The 20,203-nt window shown below is 68.2% G+C and carries 21 protein-coding genes; 5 read left to right on the plus strand and 16 right to left on the minus strand.

Annotated features, from left to right (window positions below; genetic code table 11):
* Positions 1-109 precede the first annotated feature (109 nt).
* Both ACTJK8_RS06045 and ACTJK8_RS06050 read right to left on the minus strand, forming a co-directional pair.
* Entirely contained in the window at positions 110-562 is a 453-nt protein-coding gene (locus ACTJK8_RS06045; protein WP_440761651.1) for a LexA family protein, read from the minus strand.
* Between the two features lie 5 nt (positions 563-567).
* Entirely contained in the window at positions 568-762 is a 195-nt protein-coding gene (locus ACTJK8_RS06050; protein ID WP_440761652.1) for a hypothetical protein, read from the minus strand.
* A 201-nt stretch (positions 763-963) separates the two neighbouring features.
* Here ACTJK8_RS06050 and ACTJK8_RS06055 point away from each other — a divergent pair, with 201 nt between their 5' ends.
* Positions 964-1,218 (plus strand): hypothetical protein, encoded by a 255-nt coding sequence (locus ACTJK8_RS06055; RefSeq protein ID WP_440761653.1) that lies wholly within the window; start codon positions 964-966, stop codon positions 1,216-1,218.
* A gap of 71 nt (positions 1,219-1,289) precedes the next feature.
* Positions 1,290-1,538, plus strand: coding sequence for a hypothetical protein (locus ACTJK8_RS06060; protein WP_440761654.1), 249 nt, complete (start codon positions 1,290-1,292; stop codon positions 1,536-1,538).
* Positions 1,539-1,540: 2 nt separating this feature from the next.
* On the opposite strand, the gene ACTJK8_RS06065 is transcribed toward ACTJK8_RS06060, so the two are convergent.
* Positions 1,541-1,783, minus strand: a complete 243-nt coding sequence (locus ACTJK8_RS06065) for a hypothetical protein (RefSeq protein ID WP_440761655.1) — start codon at positions 1,781-1,783, stop codon at positions 1,541-1,543.
* A gap of 225 nt (positions 1,784-2,008) precedes the next feature.
* Between ACTJK8_RS06065 and ACTJK8_RS06070 the strand changes: the two genes are divergently transcribed.
* The gene (locus ACTJK8_RS06070; protein WP_440761656.1) at positions 2,009-2,905 is read left to right on the plus strand and encodes a hypothetical protein; all 897 of its coding nucleotides are present in this window, start codon (positions 2,009-2,011) and stop codon (positions 2,903-2,905) included.
* A gap of 429 nt (positions 2,906-3,334) precedes the next feature.
* Here the strand turns inward: ACTJK8_RS06070 and ACTJK8_RS06075 are convergent, their stop codons facing one another.
* Together ACTJK8_RS06075 and ACTJK8_RS06080 are read right to left on the minus strand one after the other, a co-directional pair.
* Positions 3,335-4,192 carry a hypothetical protein gene (locus tag ACTJK8_RS06075; protein WP_440761657.1) on the minus strand — a complete coding sequence of 286 codons (858 nt, stop codon included), beginning with the start codon at positions 4,190-4,192 and terminating at the stop codon, positions 3,335-3,337.
* 604 nt (positions 4,193-4,796) lie between these two features.
* Positions 4,797-4,985 (minus strand): hypothetical protein, encoded by a 189-nt coding sequence (locus tag ACTJK8_RS06080; RefSeq protein WP_440761658.1) that lies wholly within the window; start codon positions 4,983-4,985, stop codon positions 4,797-4,799.
* A 230-nt stretch (positions 4,986-5,215) separates the two neighbouring features.
* Here ACTJK8_RS06080 and ACTJK8_RS06085 point away from each other — a divergent pair, with 230 nt between their 5' ends.
* A complete protein-coding gene (locus ACTJK8_RS06085; protein WP_440761659.1) occupies positions 5,216-5,476 on the plus strand; it encodes a hypothetical protein in 261 nt (86 codons plus the stop codon).
* 231 nt (positions 5,477-5,707) lie between these two features.
* Positions 5,708-6,073, plus strand: coding sequence for a hypothetical protein (locus ACTJK8_RS06090; RefSeq protein ID WP_076728973.1), 366 nt, complete (start codon positions 5,708-5,710; stop codon positions 6,071-6,073).
* A 129-nt stretch (positions 6,074-6,202) separates the two neighbouring features.
* On the opposite strand, the gene ACTJK8_RS06095 is transcribed toward ACTJK8_RS06090, so the two are convergent.
* From ACTJK8_RS06095 to ACTJK8_RS06145, 11 genes are all read right to left on the minus strand, one after another.
* Entirely contained in the window at positions 6,203-6,559 is a 357-nt protein-coding gene (locus tag ACTJK8_RS06095) for a hypothetical protein (RefSeq protein ID WP_440761660.1), read from the minus strand.
* Between the two features lie 46 nt (positions 6,560-6,605).
* The gene (locus ACTJK8_RS06100) at positions 6,606-7,019 is read right to left on the minus strand and encodes a hypothetical protein (RefSeq protein WP_440761661.1); all 414 of its coding nucleotides are present in this window, start codon (positions 7,017-7,019) and stop codon (positions 6,606-6,608) included.
* Positions 7,019-7,294, minus strand: coding sequence for a hypothetical protein (locus tag ACTJK8_RS06105; protein ID WP_427507816.1), 276 nt, complete (start codon positions 7,292-7,294; stop codon positions 7,019-7,021). The genes ACTJK8_RS06100 and ACTJK8_RS06105 overlap by 1 nt, the downstream gene beginning before the upstream one ends.
* On the minus strand, positions 7,294-7,911 hold the full coding sequence (locus ACTJK8_RS06110) for a lysozyme (protein ID WP_440761662.1): 618 nt from the start codon (positions 7,909-7,911) through the stop codon (positions 7,294-7,296). Before ACTJK8_RS06110 ends, ACTJK8_RS06105 begins: the two co-directional genes overlap by 1 nt.
* Positions 7,912-7,924: 13 nt before the next feature.
* Complete coding sequence (locus tag ACTJK8_RS06115; RefSeq protein WP_440761663.1) at positions 7,925-8,257, minus strand: septal ring lytic transglycosylase RlpA family protein; 333 nt, start codon at positions 8,255-8,257, stop codon at positions 7,925-7,927.
* 65 nt (positions 8,258-8,322) lie between these two features.
* Positions 8,323-11,520, minus strand: coding sequence for a tail fiber domain-containing protein (locus ACTJK8_RS06120; protein ID WP_440761664.1), 3,198 nt, complete (start codon positions 11,518-11,520; stop codon positions 8,323-8,325).
* Positions 11,521-11,538: 18 nt separating this feature from the next.
* Complete coding sequence (locus tag ACTJK8_RS06125; protein WP_440761665.1) at positions 11,539-12,783, minus strand: phage tail protein; 1,245 nt, start codon at positions 12,781-12,783, stop codon at positions 11,539-11,541.
* 15 nt (positions 12,784-12,798) lie between these two features.
* Complete coding sequence (locus ACTJK8_RS06130; RefSeq protein WP_440761666.1) at positions 12,799-13,566, minus strand: hypothetical protein; 768 nt, start codon at positions 13,564-13,566, stop codon at positions 12,799-12,801.
* A gap of 339 nt (positions 13,567-13,905) precedes the next feature.
* Entirely contained in the window at positions 13,906-17,163 is a 3,258-nt protein-coding gene (locus tag ACTJK8_RS06135) for a hypothetical protein (RefSeq protein ID WP_440761667.1), read from the minus strand.
* 3 nt (positions 17,164-17,166) lie between these two features.
* On the minus strand, positions 17,167-18,906 hold the full coding sequence (locus ACTJK8_RS06140; protein WP_440761668.1) for a hypothetical protein: 1,740 nt from the start codon (positions 18,904-18,906) through the stop codon (positions 17,167-17,169).
* 9 nt (positions 18,907-18,915) lie between these two features.
* Complete coding sequence (locus ACTJK8_RS06145) at positions 18,916-20,202, minus strand: hypothetical protein (RefSeq protein WP_440761669.1); 1,287 nt, start codon at positions 20,200-20,202, stop codon at positions 18,916-18,918.
* Position 20,203 lies beyond the last annotated feature (1 nt).

The following is a 20,203-nucleotide window of genomic DNA, read 5'->3' on the forward strand; positions in this document are numbered from 1 at the left end:
AGCTTCGGGTCGAACACGCGCTCGCAGGAGCAGTAGAAGCTGTTGCCGTCGATCAGCGCCACAGCGCGGCCGCCGCCGATGCGGTCGCGCCGGCGGGCCTCCGGCGTGCTCACGAGAGCTGCCCGCGGGCGACGTGCCAGCGGATCGAGAAGCGGACCACGCCCCAGATCGCCCCCTCGGCGAACTCGTCGACCGCGAAGGCGGGCAGGTCCGGGTTGCAGAAGGCGAGCCGGGCGACGTTGCCGTCGATCACGAGGCGTTTGCAGCTCATCTGGCCATCGATCGCCACGACGACGACGCTGCCGTGGCCCGCCTTCAGGCTGCGGTCGACGCAGGCGAGGTCGCGGTCATAGATGCCGGCGCCCTCCATGGACGAGCCGGCGATCCGCCACAGGAAGGTGGCGGGCGGGTTCGGCACGAGCCAGCGGGGCAGCTCGAGCGCGCCCTCGAGGAAGTCGTCAGCCGGGGACGGGAAGCCGGCGCAGAGCGCCTGCCCGATCAGCGGGACGCGGACGGCGTCAGGGCTATGAACCAGCAGTTCGTCGATGCGGTGAACTGACATGAGGCTCAGGCTGCGCAGCCGAGGCCGCGCGCGTAACCGTGGGAGACCAGTCGTCCATGGTCAGCGAGGTGGCTCTCGGCTGCGTCGATGTCGGCAAGGGCGTCGGTGATCGCCTGCACTAGCGCCGCCCAGCCGTCCCGATGCGCGGCCTGGTAGTAGTGAAGCGCGATCGCCTCGGCTTCAGTGAGACGAAACTCCACAGGCGGCTCGTGCTGGAGAGCGTGCATCGCATTTCGATTCCCTGCTAGAACAGACTGAGAACAAAGCGCAGGGGTGATCGCGGTTCAACCGTCGGTGTGGCGGCGGCTCGGATAGCGGTGGATCGCTGTGGAGGGTTCCCGAAAAGGGCAACGGCAACGGAGCTTTACCGCAACCGAAGCCGCCGAGACGAGACGACGACGATGGCGATGAAGACGGCATTCGTGGTGCAGCCCTTCGAGGTGCACCGGAAGCGGCTGCGGCCAGCCCGGCAGGAGCCTGCGCAGACCGAGAGCGGGGCGGTGAAGAAGGCCGAGAACTTGGCCAAGCGAATGCCGGGCGCGGCTGCGCTGAAGGTGGTAGCCGACGACGAGACCGGCGAGTTGGAGGGCGTCACGATCCTCGGCCAGTGGGGCGAGATCCCCGACGACTTCGCCGAGAGCCTGCAGGGCGGGTAGAACGAGCGATTGGCTCGGATCCCGAGCTCAGGAGAGAGGGAACCGTCAGCCTTGATCCAGCTTGGCTCGGCATGCCTGGAAAAACGCCCGCCAAGAAGAAGCCGGTCAAGGCGAAGGTCGCCGAGAAGGCGCCCCGCAAGATAGGCCTACCAACGCAGCTTGCGGCGATCCAGACGCGGTATCGCGACGCGCTGCTCGACGCAGCCGAGCGGCCCTACGCAGAGCAGGGCGATCGCATCCGGTCCGCATTAGCGAAGCTGCTCGCGGAGAAAGCTGCGCTGGGCGTGAAGGACGGCGAGGAACTCGCCGAAGTAGAGTAGCCCTACGGCCCCGCTCCCCGAGTTGCGAACTCCCAAACGGGCGGCCCCCAGGTCTGCCCGGGCTTCGTCAGGTAGCCGGAGAAGCGGTCGAACACGATCCGGTCAGGCTCGACGCCGACCAACGGGCTGTCGTTGACCATCAGCGCACCGGCGTACTCGATCCGCAGGAAGCCGTGCTCGGGGCGGGCGCCGAAGAGCTGCTCCGCAGTCCAGCTGAGCTGGAGTGCAATTACCTTAAAGAGCATCGTCAATATTTTCCGAGCCCATTCGCACTATGATATCGTCAGTTGTACCGCATATTTATCAAACTTATCGCAAACATTGTGGTTGAACTACCGTCTAAATAAATCGTTACGAGCGTCGCGTACAAATCATCAACCGGGAGCTTATTATTTGCATTGAGGCGAATCATTTTGCGCGCGAAGTAGAATGAGTTTATACAGTCACAATTCGATGCGGGAGAATATCGGATGAGGCGGTCTGCTAATTTTTCTGCAATGGCTGCGGCAAGCGCAGTCTTATTGCTTTCCTATTCCCCCGCCTATGCTGATATTACTGAAGGAATTTTTCGAGAAGTGACGAAATCCGCCTGCTATGGAAGCAGTCCTACTTTAGCAACGATGTATGTAGTTCGCAAAGATGATGGCGGATTTTCAGGTAGAATTGAGTTTATCTTTAAGGAAAAACCTTTCAGAGTTTTGCTTTTGGGATCAGGTATCGTCGACGGCAAAGAAAAACTTTTCGCAAAATCCTGGGCATCGCCTTATAGCCAAGAAGATTTGCCAAAAATCAATATTAATTGGATTGCGGGCAGCTACCTGATTACAATAACAGCAAAAGATTGGCGATGCCTGAGTGCTGATTATATACCTAACGGAACATCGCGAAGGGAGGCTCTGCTAGCGGAGCAAACGAAGTACGACGACGCTGATCGGCGTAGATGTGCAGCGTCTGCGAGTAATTACGAGACGTCTGATCTGGAAGTGGCGACAAATTTTGCGGCCGCCGCGAGCATATGTCAAACTGAAAACTTTACTTATCTAACAAAAATTGGGCAGAGCCAAATTTTTGAAATAAATGGTGACATGTGCAAATCAAGTTTGTTTGGCATGCATTTGCGGACACATCGCTTCCAAAACAGAGTTACAAACTGTAAGACCATCGATAATGAGGTCGAATGCAATAGCAATGTATATATGTTTTGTAAATCAACAGGTTCAGAGCGAGATTTGAACGATTGTAATAAATTCAATCTAATGTTTGATGCTGCCGTAAAATACAAGTATGATAAGATAGCATGCACTTGGAAATCGACATCATTTCAACCTCTCTTTGGAACCGTACAGCAAAATCCAAATGCACGATAAGACAATCTTGACATGATATTTTGTATGACAACTCGGTCTTTTTCGAGGTTGGCGCCGAGCGGATGCCTTGCTCAAGTTCGCCCGCATCGCCGCCCACCGCGTCGGGGTCAGATGCCGGCACGGCGAGGCGTGCTCGGACAGGCGCTCGATCTGGTCGCGCCAGGAGGCGACGGCGGGAGGGAGGTCGGACATGACCGGCGGGGTATGGTCGAATGGTTGCTGAAACAAGAAGGCGTGGGTCCAGACAGACGTTTGCTTTGCCGCATGCTCGTAGCCGTTCAGCGGACGTATGGCGGCCCGGCGCAGAACCCACCACCCCACATACGCAGAGCCGGGAATGACCAGATGCGCATCCTCTCGGCTACCAGGGCCGCCATACCCGCTCACGATAAGCAGGAAATCGCCCGGCGCTAGGCCGGGCCGCATTGGTCAAGTGTGTCGCGGGTCGCGCACCTTTGGGTACTCTTCTTCAGGTTCGTCCCAGTTCGGTATTTCCTGCCGCGCGGGCGCGGGGTCAGCGGCAACGACGACCGCGCGCGACGCCTTGCCGGACGGCTTCATCAACATTTTCAGCGCCTGGATCTTACTTTCCAATTCGCTTAGCCCATCGAAGTCAAGCAGCGCTTCGATTCGGACGGTGTTGCCCCGGATGCTCAGGTTAGGTTCGTTCAGTTCCAAATCACTCTGCGCCTGTACGGCGGCGGGCGGCGGAGTTGGTGAGGGGGCGGTCGCAACGAACTGACTGCTCATGGTCGCTGTCTCCTCTCGGGGGTGAGCCAGAGGTGACGCTGCATCGAACTCGTCTTCGACGCTCACACTTTCGTAAGCGTTTTCTTGCTGGAGGTACGCGCAGGTCTCCAGGTACGCTTTTGCTGCATATGGGATTGCCGCCGAAGCGAAGCCCGCTCGGGTGAGGTAGGACGTCAGCGTCGTCAGGGACGGCGGCGTGTTCGAATAGCGGTCCCGCAACTCCCGGAATAGGTCGGGGGCAAAACCAGCCTCGTGGAGTGCTTCGCGCTGCTCCTGATCACTATCTGGGTGCATGATGCGCATTGCCAGATCTGTCACCCGCAACTGGCCCTTCGCGACCTTTTCGGCCAGCGCGTAATGATAGAGCGCCGAGATTGCGCGATCAGAGCTGCCCGTCGCGCCAGCGAACCCCATGTGTCGGGCAGCATCTTCTCGCGACACCGGGTACTGCCGGTCCTGGGCGTGGATTTTTCGTGCCCATTCAACCACTTCCTTTAAGGGGGCGCTGGGGTAACCGGGGCTTCTGATCCTGGACATTGCTGCCTCCGTCGCGCCGCTTTGGCGCCCTTCAGCAAGGAATGTACGGTGTCAGAGCCCGTTGCGCCACAAAAATCTTGCTGACTAGCGCAGCAAGAGGTTGACGGCCTAGCACTGCGCCGATATTTGGGGTTTGTGGTCGCCCAGAAATGAAATCGGCCCGGCGAGGTGTCCTACCACCAAGCCGAGCCGATTTCTGGGTCCCGCCCCGAGGGTGATGTCCTACGGGTGGGGTGGCGAAGTGCGTCCTTCGCGTACCAGCGGAGATAGCGCGCTTCGTCCACGGTCGCAAGGATGTCCTATGCGTCGAGGACTACTATGGCTAATCGGTCTTGCCACTACGTGGCTCCGTACACCCGCGTCCGCTTCGGTCAGTTGGAGCATGTCACCGGGCACTGGCGCTGCTGCTGGTAACCCACCGCTCTCCCGTGCCGTCTGGCTTCGTATTCTAAAACGCCAGTGGTGCACCGCGAGGAATTCAGGTTGGCCGTCGAGGGACTTCGTCCCCCGGCGGCCATTTCTATTCACACGCTCGATAAATTCTCTACGTTGCCCGCTCGGCCCCGCCCCGATCTGCTCACGGGGCGCGGCAGCGGTTGCCCGATCAAAAGCGGCGCATGAAATCTCCGAGTTCGAGGCTCATCCCCGCTTGGAAGCCGATGTGCCATGCCCGCACTTCGGTAGGTAACATCCCGGCTCTCAGGTGCTCCTGGGCCACGATGATGCCGACCTCTTCGACCCGACGCACGAGGCCTTGAATGCTGCCCGTCTCGGGGCTCAGCGTCTTGATCATCTCGCTCGCCGCAAGCCGTCCAGCCTTTTCACCCCGAACGGCAGGAGAATGCGGGTCGCTCTGCGACGGCATGGGGGTCGATTGCCTCTTCTGCGGGAGCCGAATTTCAGCGCGGCTCGCGTGCCTGGATGGCGAGCGTCACTTGCCGGATCGTTTGAGCATCCTCTACGCGTGCGTCCCGAATTGAGAACGGGCAGCGGCGTGCTGCTCGGCGGCAGGGGGCTGTCAGAGTGGACGACGAGGACTACGACTTCGAGAGTTCGCCCCTATCAGGTCCCTTCACGCGCGACGGGCATGAGGTTGAGGTCGAGATCTACCGCCTTGCCGGCACGCAGGATCGGTGGCGTATGGAGGTGATCCACTTCTCCGGCTGCACGCGGTGGCAGGACACGTTCGCCACGGACTTGGATGCACACGCGGCCTTTCTCGCAACGGTCGAGGCTGCTGGGATGGGTCCCTTCGTCGGCGATCGGCCCAAGGCGATGAACTGACCGTCGTGCTGTCGTGAAAAAGCCCGCGCCGGCGGACCGGGCGGGCTTCTTAGGCTCGGCACCGACAAGGGAGGAATCCCGCCAAACCTGCAACTGAGAGTGGGTGAGGAGCAGGGAAAGACAAGCCCCCGACGGTAGGGACGCTGGAAGCGAGGACACGACTCTCGCCTAGGCAAATCGAACCACCCACCGTTAAAAGCGTTCACGCCCCGCAACTACGGAAAGCACGACATGAAGGTGATCTCAGCGACCGTCCTTGGCCTGGCGCTCCTCAGCGGCGCCGCTCCGGCCTTCGCACAGCCATACGGCGGACGCGACTACGGCTACGATCGCGGCGACTACGGCCCTCGTGACCGGGGCTACGGAGATCGGGGCTATGGCGATCGTGGCTACGGCGACCGCGACCGCCGCGACTACGATCGGGACTATGACCGAGGCTCGCGGGGCGGGCGTGGCGACTACGCTTTCAACGAGATGGAATATCTGCGCTGCAATCCGGACGTGCGCCGAGCGGTCATCGGCCGAGCGATCAAGTCCGGTCTGGAACACTACCGGAAGGTCGGCATGGCCGAAGGCCGGAAGCTGACCTGCAATTAGAGCGCGTCTGAAGAGCGGAGCAGGATGTAAGAAAGCCCCGCGCGGCGGTGCCGGCGGGGCTGAAACGACGAATGGCGCCCCGGCCGAAGCCAGGGCGCCCGCGCGGATGCACGCTGAGGATGCGGCGGGTCAGTCGGGCGGCCGCCTCATGAAGGCCTTCAGCATCGCTTCGCGGGTCTCCTTCATCTCGTCGCGCACCGAGACCACCATGTCGTCGATGCGCCGCTCCAGGCGCGTGATCACGTCACCGGTCACGTAGGTCCGCGCCACCTCGATCTTGAAGGCGTTCAGCTTCTCCTCGAGGGAGCGGATCTCGATCTTCGCCGCCGCCATGTCGATCGTGAGCGGCGAGACCGCTTCCTTCGTGCCAGTGCGCAGCTTCCCGACGACCCAGTCGACGCCCTTGCCGACCGAGAACAGGAACAGCGCGAGCGCGATGAGCTGCGCCCAGGTGATCGGCCCGGGCGACAGGAAGGACGTGTCCATGGCGGCGGTCTTTCGCGGCCCTGCCCCTCTCCGGGGCGGGAGAGGGTTACCGGGTGAAGGTCTTCTTGACGCCGAGCAGGCCGATCAGGCCGACGCCGGCCCAGATGATCGTCTTCTGGATCTCCAGGTACTCGCCCGGCATCGCGGCGATCTTCCAGGAGCCGACCGTGTGACCGTCCCAGGGGAAGCAATCGAAGGTGACGGCACCGAAGTGGATGATCGCGATCGCGAACGCGACGGGCATCATCCAGGCGGTCAGTAGGGAAGCCCGATCGGCGTTCCGCGCGGCCGCGACCTGCTGCTGCGCCACGACCCAGGCCTGGAACATCTGCGCGTTGGTCGAGACGTCGGCGCCGACATCGACCTGGTGCTTGGCGAGATCCGTGTCCGCCCGCTTGTTGGCGAAGTCGAGGATCTTGCCGAGAAGACCGGGGACGAGCGTGAGGAGAGCGGTGAGCATCAGCGGGACCCTCCGGGCGCGTCACGGTCCGGCGCGCGCATGGGCGGCGTGGTCGTGTAGGCCCGCATCACGAGGCCCATCAGGAAGCACCCGGCCACGATAGCCTTCGCGGTCCCCTCCGGCGCGCCCATGTCGATGAGCAGCTGCCGGAAGTCGACGGCGTGCAGCGCATCAAGCAGCGCCAGCAGGAAGGCCGGCGTGAAGAAGATGAAGGTGCGCCAGCCGCTGAGGCGGCGCCACAGCATGCGGGCGCGGTGGAAGCGGGAGCGCGGCATCAGGAGGCCTTTCGTCCGAGGAAGAGGTCGACGAGGCGGGTGAAGAGGCTCGGCCGGGCGGCCGCCGGCTTCGTGCCCGTCATCGGCGCGAGCGGGTCGGGCGCGGTCGCCGGAGCCGGCAGCGTGCCGGCCATCGCCTTCACGGGCGAGCGGTCCCCGCGGCGCGCGTAGACCTTGGCGCCGGCGTAGGAGGCGAGGGCGGCCTGGTCGTGCTCACCCTGCCGGCGCGAGATGATCGCGGCCGGCTTGTTCCACATCAGGAACGCCCCGACGGCGCCCGCGAGGTCGCCGGCATTGACGCGCCGGACCACGGTCGAGTGCGCGAAGCCGACCGGCCCGATGTTGTAGGCGAGGCTCACACAGGCATCGAAGAACGGCTGCGGGACGGGCTTGGCCAGGGCGGCGCGGACCGGCGCCGCGTACTTCTCCAGCGCGGCGGCGAAGAGGGCGTCGGACTGGAGGGGCGTGATCGTGAGGCCCGGCACGACCTTGATCAGCCCGGAGGCGGTCGTGATGCCGGTGCCGATCGTCCAGACGCCGACGGAATCCTTGTAGGCGGTCAGCCGGGTGCCTTCGCGCCCCTCGAGGGCGGCGCGTCCGATGGGCGAGACGTCCATGGTGGTCTCCGGGTCAGCCGAGGATGGCGAGGTGGACGCGGCCGACGCCCGACAGGCCGATGGCCCGGGCCGCGCCGCGCGAGAGATCGATCGCCCGACCGGCGATGAACGGGCCGCGGTCGTTGATCCGGACGACGACCGACCGGCCGCCGTAGGTCACCCGCACCCGGGTCCCGAACGGCAGGCTCCGATGCGCGGCGGTCAGCCCGTCGGGTGCGAACCGCTCACCGTTCGCGGTGCGGTGGCCGGAGCCGTACCAGGACGCGACTTCGGCCTGGGCGCGCGGGACCGATCCCGCGAGCGCGAGGCACGCGAGGGCGGCCCGCGCCGCGTGACGCAGGGGCATGATGGCTCCGGGCATGAAAAAGCCGCCCGGAGGCGGCGCGGAAGGACAGGTCGGGCGGGGTGGCGTCAGGCGGCGAGGCGCGCGGCCAGGACGAGGTTCTGCCACTCGTCGTACCGGACCGAGAGCGTGCTGGTCTGCCGGCCGTCGGCGTCGAGCACGGGACGCTCCTCGATCTCGACGCGCCGGCCGCCGTCGGCCTCCGGATCGTCGACCGCCACCGGCACCATCACCGCGTCGGGGGTCCGGCACAGCACCGACCAGGCGAAGGCGTCCTCGCCCTCGGCCTCGAACGCCGCGGCGATGTCCTGGGCTATCACCCCGACGTGCCAGCGCGCTTTGTCGGCGCCCTTCTCCTCGATCGACTGCTTCAGCTTGTACCGGCGCATCGGCACCGCCCGGACCGCGCGCAGCACGCTGTCGGGGATGGCCTCGATCTCGTCCTTCAGCTTCGCGTCCGAGTTCACCGTGACGGCGTTCTGGAGGTAAAGGTTGCGCCACTGGAGCGACGCGCTCTTGCCGAGGTCGCGGGTGTTGGTCGCGGCTGGCGAGATGCCGGTGCTGTCCACCGCGACCTGTTGGGCGCCGGCCGTGGTCAGGTAGACGGTCGTCGGGGCCTGGAGCTGGAGGAAGGCCCCGCTCGAGGCGGCGATCGTGCGCGAGCCGCCGTCGAGGCTGATGTCGCCCGACAGGCTGCTGGCGCCCACTACGGTCAGCCCGGAGTTGAGCGTCGCCGTCCCGGTCACGGCGAGGCCGCCGTTGAACGTGCCCTTGCCGGTGCTGGTCAGGGTGCCGCCGACCGTGAGCACGCCGGACAGGGCGAGGTCGTTGTTCAGCGTCGCCTTGCCGGTCACGGTCAGGGTCGAGCCGAAGCTCGCCGCGCCGGTCGCGCTGAAGGTGCCGCCGACCGTACCGTTGCCGGTGACGCTGAGCGACCCGAGCGAGGCCGCGCCGGCGGTGGTGACCGCGCCGAACGTGCCCGTGCCGGTCACAACGAGGTCGTTCCCGAAGGTGCCCTTGCCGGTGACGTTGAGCGTAGTCCCGAACGAGCCCCCGGCCGCGACCGTGAGGCCGGTGCTGTCCACGGTCACCCGCTGCACGCCCGCCGTGGTCAGGAAGACCGTGGTCGGGGCCTGTACCTGGAGGAAGACGCCGGCCGTCGCCGCGATGGTGCGCGACCCGCCGCCGAGGTTCAGATCCCCGCCCGCGGTCAGGCCGCCGCCGAAGGTGCCGGCCGCGGCCACGGACAGGCCGGTGCTGTCGACCGTGACGCGCTGCGTGCCGCCGGTCGACAGGTAGACGGTGTTCGGGCCCTGGAGCTGGAGGAAGCTGCCCGAGGTCGCCATGATCGTCCGGGAGCCGCCCGCGAGGGCGACATCGCCGGCGATGGCCGCGCCGTAGCCCGCGACCGGCGCCATGCCGAGACCGACGCGGCCCGCGGTGTCCGCGTGGACGCCGAGCACGCCGCCGGCCGTGAGGCCGACCGCGCCGCCGCTGCCGGGGACGAGGAACAGGCCGGAGTTCTGCGCGGACCCGAAGGTGTAGCTCGGGGCTCCGACCGAGCCGCTGTCGTCGGCGTACATGCGGCGGATTCCGCCGAACAGGCCGGTGTGCGTGTCCCAGACGAAGGAGGGCGGGGGCAGCGTCTCGCCGTCCGAGGTCGAGTAGGCCGGGGCGCGGTTGCCGCCGGTCCCCCAGTTCCCGATCCAGCCGCCGAGGATGTGCCCGGCGAAGAAAGTGTTCTCGCACGGGAAGAACCCATCCTGGCTCGCGATGCCGCGCACGCCGCCCGAGCCGGCATCGGCCCCGTTGCCGCCGGCATAGGTGAACATCATCGGCAGGAGGTTGTTGTCGATCCGGTCGATGACGACCGCGGCGCAGCCGGCCGCGCCGGGGATCTCCGACTTGATGCGGAAGTTATTGCGGCTGAAGCCCTGGTAGAAGTAGCCGGGCGCGTTCTTGGCGACGACCGCCTCGTAGGCGCGTAGCACCGTACCTTCGGCGGTGCGGGTCGCAGGCAGGGTCGTGGTGATCCGCCCCGTGCACTCCATGAAGCCCTGCGTCAGGCCGTTGAAGGTCGGGCCGTTGATCGTGCGCAGGACCGCGCCGTTCGCGGTGTAGCGCTGGACCTCGAACTCGAGGTTGGACCGGAACGCATGGATCACGTCGACACCGGTCGCGGCGATGCCCATGCAGTTCACCGACAGGCGCACGTCCACGCCGGTGATCGGGCCGTTGAGCCGGAACACCTGACCGGTGCCCCAGGAGCCGACCGCCACGAACTCGGTGCCGCCCGGGCCGCCGACCTCGCCGCCGCCGGGGGTCGAGCAGCCGCCGGCCGGCAGGACCGAGAAGCCCGCCACGGTCGAGACGCTGGTGTCGGTGCCGTTGCCCAGCTCCCAGGCCGGGGCGTTCACGTTGGCCGGATCGGGCGCGAGCGCGATCTTGCCCGTGGGCAGGTACAGGGTCCGGCCGGTCGTGAGGTAGGCCTTGGCGACGTTGAGGCCGATGCGGTTCGCCGTGGCCTGGATGACCGTGAGCACGTTCGGCACGACGCCGAACCAGCCCGCCTGCATGGCCGGCTTGCCGAGGTCGAGCTGGAACCACGTCCCGGCGGCGTCCTGGATCGCCATCGGGCCGGCCGAGGTGCCGCGGATGTAGGTCGCGCCGACGCCGTAATCGCCCGCGACCGCGAAGCCGGACACCCTGAATGAGTTGATCGGGATGATGCGGCTGGGGATGTCCGCGCGGGCGATGCCCAGCGCGACCACGGGCGCGATCGCCGAGGTGAGCGGCTGCGATGCGCCGCCCGGCAGCGTGATCCGAAGCTTCGTCGCGTTGCCGCCGATCACCCAGCCGGTGGCGAGCCACGCGTCGGTGGTCTCGTCGTAGACCACCGAGACGGTGGTGCCGGCCACGAGGTCGCCCGGATCGAACTCCTTCCCGGCGATGTCCCGCCAGGGCTTCGGCCCGGAGCCGTCGACGTTGAGGCTGGCCGCCCCAGTGTTGGTGCGGTCGAGCCGCAGCAACAGGGACATGCCCGGCCGGAGCTCGGACACGCCCGACGAGGTCGCCGCGACGTAGGCGTTGGCTGTGCCGGTCGTGACGATGCCGCCGCCCTGGTCGTCCGCGTAGGCGCGCATCGCCGCCATCACGGACCGGACCAGGCCCGGCAGGTTGCGCGCCGAGGCTCCGTCGATGGCCTGGATCAGGGCATCGGACAGCGCATTACGGGCCGCAGACAGCGACCAGTTCCAGACACCCATGACGGTGTTCTCCGAAGGTTAGGTCTTGATGGCCCAGATCACGACGGCGCCCGGGGGCACGTTCGGATGCGGGTCGCCCGAGCCGGCCGTGTCGATCACCAGCGTGTGGACGTGGTTCGGGGTCGGATCGATCGTGTGGGTGTGGTCGCCGTCGATCGGGATGTCGTGCGCGTGCGAGCCGCCCGGATCGGTCGAGAAGGCATGCCCGTGGTTGCCGGCGGCGCCCGTCGTGAAGGTGTGCGAGTGCGGCCCGCTCTGGGTCGTCTGGCCGTTGCCCTGCGAACCCAGGTTGATGCCGGTCACGACCTGCGCGTTGTTCGGCGTCGCGGTGCTCACCAGCCCGTAGCCGTACTGCACGACGTGGGCGTGATCGCCACTGATGTCGCTCGTCCCGGTGTGCGCGTGGTTCCCCGACAGCGCCGTCGAACCCGTGTGAGTGTGGTCGCCGCCGACCTTCGTGCCGCCGTGGTCGTGCGAGCCGGCCTTCTGGATCTCGGGCTCGAAGAAGCCGGCCGGCGACATGGTCGAGGTGTGCATGTGGCGCGGCATCTGCGGGGCCAGCATCACCACCTGGTCGGCGCCGCCCACGGTGCCGAGCGAGCCGTCGAGGCCGCCCGCCGCGGTCAGCCGGCCGGTGCCGCGGTTGGCGCCGAACAGGGTGCGCCCACGGGCGTCGGGCAGGTTGAAGGTCGTGAAGCCGTCGCCGTTGCCCCATCCCGTGCTGATCGTGGCGAACAGGGCGGCGTAGGCCGTGCGCGAGACCGCGCGGCCGTCGCAGATCTCCCAGCCCGAGGGCACGTTGGGCCCGGCGAACGCCTTGATCGCGCCGGCCTGCTCGGTGGTCGGCGACAGGGTGCGGTAGACCTGCGCGACCGGGTCGTAGACCACCGACCACACGACGTTCTGGCCGATGTCGCCCGGCCCGAACTGCGTCCCGTCCCAGCGCAGCCATGGCTTCGGCGTGTTGCCATCGGCCGCGAGCGTGCACGGGTTGAGGTTGGTGGTCGTGGTTCGGAACTTGAGCGTGTGCGCCCGGCCCGCGGCCTTCTCCGAGACGCGCTGCTGGGTGAGCACGGTGTAGGCGTCCGACCCGAAGGCCTGGTTCACGCCCGAGTTGTCGACCAGCCACAGCGCGACGGAGGCCATGAGCGCCCGCATCGCGTCGTTGATCGTCTTGGCCGGCTGCCCTTCGTTGAACAGGATCGGGGGATCCGAGACGTCGTTGCCCGAGGGCGCGACGTCCCAGTTGATGGCGCCGGGCATAGAGCCGTCCTCGGGTTAGCGGGTCGTGGCGCCGGGCAGCAGCGCGAAGAACCGCTGCGCGTCGAAGCCGGGCGCCTGCCGGCGGTTCGGCGGCAGCGGGGCAGGCGCGGGGGCCGGGGCTGCGGCCGCCTGGGCGACCGGCGAGGCAGCCGGCGCGTCGGCAGCGGTGAGCGCGCGGAGGATCGACGCGACCTGGGTGGTGCGGTCCTGCTCCGGCGCCTGCATCGCGGCGCCGCCGGCGGGCGTGACCGAACCTGCGGTACCGGCGGCGACCGGTCCGGCGAGGCCGAACGCGCCCCGGCCGACGCCGCCGCCAGGCATCTGCATGGTCGGCGCTGTCCCGCCCACCTTGCCGTTCGCCCAATCAACAAGCTGCCCGGCCGTCATCGGCCGCACGAACGGGTTGGCCGAGACCTGTCCGGGCTGGAGGACCTGCACGACCGGTGTGGACGGATCCGCCGAGAGCACCGCGCGGGCGCCGCCCGGCCCGGCGAAGTGCGAGAGGTATCGGGTGCCGTCGGTGTCCGGCAGGCCGGCGGCGCGGAGCTTGGCCCCGTTCTCGTCGCCGTAGTGCTGGATCATCTCCCTCGAGATGTCCGGGTCGTTGCGCAGGGCGAGGATCTGGTCCTGCGGCAGCCCGGCGAGGTCGGGCCGGTACTTCGCGACCTGATCCAGCCACGTCGAGTCGATGAACTGGCCGAGGCCGGTCGCTGAGGAGCGCGGGTTCTTGGCCGTCGCGTTGCCGCCGGACTCGGCCGTCACGACCTGGTCGGTGTAGGCCATGCGATGCTCCGGAAACGCAAAAGGCCCGCGCGATGGCGGGCCTTGCAGGGTCCGGCGCGCAGCGCTGCGGACGGTGGCTGTTTCGGGCAGTTCGCCCGTCGGGTCAAGAGTGGTCGGGGCGCTGACCGGTCCGGCGGGACGTGCTACCGTCCCGGCATGCCCCGCTGGCTTTCACGAACGCTATGGATGCTCGCACAGGCCGCCGCGATCGGCGGAGGCATGTATCTAAGCTTCTGGAGCAGCTACGCCGATCCTACGCCAGCGCCTCCGCAAGCCTACCTGATCGTGCTCATATGCTGGATCTGCATGACGGCCTTCGCGACCGCCTGCATCACCCGCCTATGGGACTGGCTTCTCCGGTCGTTTTCCGCCGGTCGCGCCCGAGTTGGCCAGGGTGAGCAACCTCGTGGCGAAGAGCTGAGCATTCGGCGTCCCTTCCCGCGAGCGGAGGAGCGCACGCAAGTCGGGCAGCGCCGCCGGATCGGTTAGCATCCGAGCGAGCTGGGCGCCGTTCACCTCGATCCGGTGGCGCAGATGCGCCTCCTTCGCGGCATTCTTCAGCCCAAATAGCACCGCGCCGCCCGCGCCACCGACGCCGCCCGCCAATCCGCCGACAGCGGCATGCGTGGCGGCATCCGAGATCGCGGAGGCGAGTGGGCCCTTCGACTCCGCCATCTGCTTGCGCAGGTCGATGTTGAAGGCCGTGTCGCTGCCCTTCTGCGGGCGCCAACCGGTCGCCTCAAGGGAGTTCAACATCCGATCCAGGCCGCCCCAGATCGTGTCACCGTTCGGAAGCGCACGGATCGACGCTTCGAGGTTCCGCGCCTGCTGCGGGTTGCCCCGTACACCCGAGGCGAACGCGGCGCCGCCGTACTGGGCGGGAACGCCACGCAGGTCGCGCGTGCCGGCATTCAGCGCGGTCTCCAGATGGATGCGGGCGAGATCCCGTGCGGCGGCGGGGTTGTTGCGCGCCACCGCCCCCATCGCCGCCGCCACCTCTTGGTGGTTGGCTCCGGTCGGCGCGCGCGGGAACAGCACGTTGACCGCGCGGCCGATGTCGCCTGTCTGTGCCAGCTCGCCGAGCGGCGAAGCCTCGACCCGGGCGAGCCCGTCTCGCGCGCGCACCACGTCGTCGAGGCGGTGGTAGACGGCCGGCATCTGCTCCAGCACATCGGAATTGTCGCGCAGCGCCTCGGAGAGCTTCGCGGCATCGACGTTGCCGTGCCGGTCGGTTGCCCCGTCCAGGATGCGGGACGCGACATGCCCCTCGTAGGCGCGTCGCGCCTCCGGGGTCGCGTGATCCAGGAACTCGCGCGAAGCGGAGGCGCCCGACAGGTTGGTCGGGACCTGCTCCGTTGGGGTCGCCATCCGCCCGGTGCGGGGATCCTGTGCGGTGATCCGGGCGAGGGGAGTGTTCCCGGTGAACGGGTCGATCGGCCGGCTGTTGGCGGCGAAGTTCGCGTCCGCGGTCGCCACCTCGGGCACGCGCTTCAGTTGCTCGTCGAGCACCGAGCGCGTGGCCTGCAGATCCCGAACCTTGGTCGCGTCGCCGATGTCCTGCGCGGCGCGGATGCTGAAGTCGAGGCGCTCCCGGGCATGCAGCAGCCCGGCGACGCTCATGTCTAGATCACCGCCCGGCTCGCGCAGATCGCGTGCGACGCTGCTCAGCGCCCCGCGCACGTCCCCCTTGGCGGTGCGGCCCTGCTCCGCGACGACCGCGAGCGCCGGACGCGGGTCGACCTGCCCGAACCGAACGTCTGGGATCTCCTCCGTCACGGTTGGCGTCTTCACGAGCGGCGCGGGCTGCTCGCGCATACCCGCGACGACGGCCTCAAAGGCGTCGACCGGGTCGTTATGCTGCCCGCGGACGAGAGAGCCGACCACTCGGTCACGGATGTCGGGGTGCAGCGTGCTCGCGTCGATGCCGACCTTGCCGAGGTCCTCGCGGAGGCGGCTGTTCGCGAGGGACACCGCCTGGCTGTAATCGTCGGCGAGCTGGCCTGCCGTCGGCGCGCCGCCCGCGCTCCGGCTCGTGCCGAGCGGGTACGAGGGGAATCCGCGCTGCTCGTTCTGGAGCTTGCGCAGGAGCTCGGACGAGATGTCCCGCGCCATGCCGCCATCGGCATCGGGCCGGAAATACCCTTCCTCGATCAGCCGCTCGCGCCAGAAGTCGTCGATCCCCTTGCCGGTCGGGCGGGCGACGTTGCCCTGCCCGGGGATGTTGAACCGGTGCAGATCGGTCGCGGCGACATCGCCATCGAGCCGGATGCCGCCGTTGCGCGCGATGAAGCGCGCGAGGCTCTCCGGCCCTGCCGCAGCGGCCTCCGCCTCCGGACGCACGAAGGCCTCCAGCGGACGTGGCGCCGCGTCGGTGAACTGCGGGCGCGAGTAGGCCTGCGGCGTCACGATGGGCTCGCCGGGCCGTTCCACCGAAATCGTGCGCTCGACCCCGACCGTCTCCGGCGCGGAGCGGGCGGCCGCATAGTCCCGCGCCGCCTGCTCCGAACGTGCAGCCTCGCGGGCGTCGAGGACACTTCGCATCTGAGGCTGGATCACGCGCCCAGCCTGATCGGCGGTCACACGCGGCCCGACGACATCGCGCGCGGCCGCGAGCGCCATGCCTTCCGGCGTTTGGCCAAGTCCCGCCCGGGCTGCGGCCTGGACATCGAGGCCGACAGCGGACGGGGCGGCGTTCTCCGGACCGATGCCACCGAGCACGGTCCTGCCGACGCTCTCCACCTGTCCAGGCCGAGCGGCGTAGGCCTCGTTCAGCGCACGGGCCCCCTCTCCGCCGGAATTGGCGACGACACGGCTCACCTGGGACAGGCGTGCAGCGCGGCCGCTGGTGACGTGGTTCAGCGCCTCGTCCAGCGTCAGGTCGATGCCACCTCCGGGCAGCGCCTTCGATTGTTCGCGCAGGACCTGCGCCGCTGCGAGGTCCTCCGGCGAGATGCCATCGAGCGCCTGGCGCATCAGCACGCTGGAGGCCTTCGGAGCCTGCGCCACCGCCGCGCCAACGCCACCACCGAGAGCCGCAGCGAACCGTGCGTAGGGTTCAGCCGACGGAGCGACCTGCCGGGCCGCCTGACCGGCCGCCTCGCTCGCGAGCGCCGGCACCACCACCTGACCGACGCGCTGCGCGATCGACCCGCCACCCAGCAGCGCATTCGGCGCGAACTCGGCGAGGGTATTCACCACTTCGCCGGGGAGCGTCTTCGGCTTCGGCAGTTCACCGGTCACCGCCTCGACAGGACGGAGGACCTGCTCCTGGCTGGGGAACCCATCGGCGATTGAGCTTCCCTCTGGGAAGAACGGGGCATCCTTCGGCGTCCAGCCCAATGCCTTCCCGACGATGCGCGCGGCTGGCGCGGCAGCATAGCGATCCATCACGTCGATCGCAGCGTGCGGAAACCCGATGAGACCAGCCACGCCTCGAGCCAGCCCAGCGGGGACCTGCTTCGCCACGTCGGCGATGACGCTCGGCTTGTCAGGCGTAGGCGTGTCGTCCTCGACGAGCGTGCCCGAGAACCGCGGACCGGCCGGAGCCGGGGCCGCATCATCCTCGACGAGCGTGCCGCTGAAGCGGGGTCCGGCCATGGGTCAGTTCTTCCGGTAGCGGCGACCATCGGCGGGGTCGACGTACATCGCCCCCTTCGGCAGGGCATCGAAGTCGGCCTGGGAGCGCGGGGCCGCGATACCACCGGGACCATTCGCGCCGGTGGCGCCGTCTGACCGCTGCGTCGCCGATGCCTGCGCGGCCGGGAACAGCGGATTGGCCGCAGCGTACTCCTCGAGCTTCTGGTCGAAGCCGGAGTCGAGACGGCCTCCGTTCGCCGCGGCGTAGTCTCGGCCGAGCTTCGCCACCGCCTGCTGTCGCTGCGCGAGCGAGCGGGCGATCGCGATGAGCTCGAGGTTGCCGGCCTGGCTCTGAGCCAGCGTCGGCGCGGTGCGGCCGATATAGTCGCGGTCGGTGTTCGAGATGCCGGGCCCGAGGGAGCCGCCCAGGCCGTCGAGCACGACCTTGTTGGAGAGCGCGTCGAACACCTCGGTGGGCTTCGTGTAGTTCGCGTCCTTCACGCCCATCGCGACGAGGAACTGGTTGGCGCGCTTCACCGTCTCGGCGCCCGTGCCGGAGTAGAAGTTCGGGTTGCGGGCCGCCTGCTCCATGAGGGCGAGGCTGTTGAGGGTGTTGCCGGCGTTCCGGCCCTTCGTGGCGAGGTCGACCTGATAGTCGCCGTACGCCTTGCCCACGGTGGCGTCCTGCGCCTTCTCGGCGCCCATGTTGATCGTGGTCCCCGTCGGGTTCACCGGTGAGACCTTGTTCTTGCTGTCGACCTGATAGGCACCTGGCGGCAGGCCACGGGCGATCCGATCGGCTTCCGGCAGAGGCGAGTACGTGTCGTCTGGCTTCCCGGCATTCGACCCCTCGGCCTGCGCCTGGGCCTTGAGGCGGATCACTGCGGGATCGTTGTCGCGACCGTGGTTCGGATCCCGGAGGATCTTGAGAGCCTCGGTCACGGCCGCACCATTGGCCGCCTGCGCCTGGGCCTCCGCATCCGAGAGATCGGGATAGGCCCTCTTCAGGATCGCCGCGTTCCCGGTCAGGGCGCCGGCCTCCTGCTGTGCCTTCCGAGCCTTCAAGCCATACTCGGCGCGAGCGAGGTCGGAGGCGGCGCGCTTCCCTTCGTTGTCCTGGTAAGCCTTCAGCCCCGCCGCGGCACCGGCGCCGAACCCCGGCGTCGACATTAGTCCCACCCCGAGCGACGTGAGCAGGTCGGCACCACCGTTGGTGTTCAGACTGCGCAGGCCGTCGCCGATCCGGTCGAAGACGGACGGCTCCGCGGCGGCCGACGCCGGGACAGAGCTTGGCGACCCGGCGGCAGGGGCGGCGGTCGTCGACCCCGTCGTTGCAGGCGTGGCCGGCGCCGGCAGGCTGCCGAAAATCAGCGGGCGCGCGGGCGCGGCGGCCGCCGGCGCCTCATCATCACCACGCGGCGTAACCAGCGCGCCGACCGGGAGGGTGGGCGTGCGCGAACCGACGAGGCTGGGCAGCGGCGACCGCGCCGGCTCCGCGGCCGCGGGTGCCGACATCTGCGGGGGCAGGGCGCCGAACATGCGCAGCGGCGCGCGGGCCGGCGCCTCGGGCTCGGCGGCCGGCGCCGCGGTGGCGACCTGGGGCTGCATGGTCGGCGCGGTCGGGGGCACGAAGCCGGTGAAGCCCGGCGGGACCGCCGCAGGCACGTCGTCGGCCGAGACGTCGACCTGCGGCCGCGCCTGCTGCATCAGGCGGGTGATGTCGGCCGGGGAGAGGGCGCCGAACGGCATGAGACCTGCGGACACGGCGTGCTCCTACTTGCCCATGAACTTCGAGGCGGTGCCGGCGATGGCCAGCCCGCCGCCGAGAAGCTGCTGGAGCACGCCCGGCTGCGGGATCTTCTGGACCGACGTGCCGCTCGAGGAGCCGCCCAGGCCGGCGATCGGGTTCACGAGGCCGCTGTAGAGGCCGAGCTGCTTCCACGGGCTCGCCTGCTGCTCGTCGAAGACCTGCTGCGCCGTGTCGTACTGCCCCTGCCGGTCGGCATCGAGCGCCGCACCGACGCCGGCCAGGGTCAGGCCGGGCCGCTGCAGGTTGTCGATGTTCGTCCCGACCATCCCGAGGCCCTGGAGCGCGGCGGCGCGGTCGGACTGCGCCGCCGACAGCTTCATGCCCGACTTCTGGAGCTCGTTCGCGATGTTCTGGCCATCGACGCCCGCCAGAGCCGTCGCGCCGCCCAGCGCCGTCGTGTTCGTCGAGTTGTAGAGGCCGGCGCCGGACAGGGCGATGTTGGCGTTGGCCTGCTCGGCGTTGTTGATCGACCCATAGAGCCCCTGCTGGAGGCTGGTCCGGGCGTTGCGCGAGCTGTCGATCGCCGTGGCCGCCTGCGCCTGCCGGGTGCGCTCGTTATCATAGTCCGTGTAGCGCGCCTGCGTGGCGATCCCGCCGAGGGTGTCGGCGATGGTCGCGGCGTACCGGCCCGAGCCGCTGCGGCCCGCCGCGCCCATCTTCTGCGCGATCGTCGAGGCGGCCTCGCCCTGGCTCCGGCCGATCACCGCGTCGAGGTACGGGTTGGCACCGCCCAGGAACTTGCCGTCGGCGGCATCCTGAAGGGACTTCTCCGTCTGCGTCTGGCCCTTCAGGCCGTCGAGCAGCCCGGTGTAGCCCGAGGTCGAGAGGTTGTAGTCCCCGTTCGTGAGCTTGCGCGCGGTCGAGTAGGCGAGGTTGTTGGGGTCCGCTATCTGGTCGGCGAGCGACGAGATGCGCGACGTGTCGATCTTGCCGATGCTGTCGAGCCCGGCGAGCGCGGACTGGATGCCCGAGGTGGTGCCGCCGTTCGACAGCAGGCCGGTCAGGTAGCTGTCACCGGCCTTGGCCGCGCCCTGGCCCGCGCTGGCGCTGCCGGCGATGGTGTCCAGCGCCGCGAGCGAGGTGTCGCCCAGGCCGGCGTAGCGCGGCCCGGTGTAGACCTGCGAGCCGACGCCCGAGTTGTAGGCGTTCGTTGCGCCCGCGAGAACGCCCTGGAGCGCGGGCTGTGCCGGCGCCCACGGGTCGTTGTTCTGCTGCTGGACCGTGGTCTGGGTCTTGGTGCCGCCGCCCATG

Origin of the sequence: Methylobacterium sp. 22177 (assembly GCF_052045615.1) — a bacterium.
Classification (GTDB): Bacteria; Pseudomonadota; Alphaproteobacteria; order Rhizobiales; family Beijerinckiaceae; genus Methylobacterium; species Methylobacterium radiotolerans.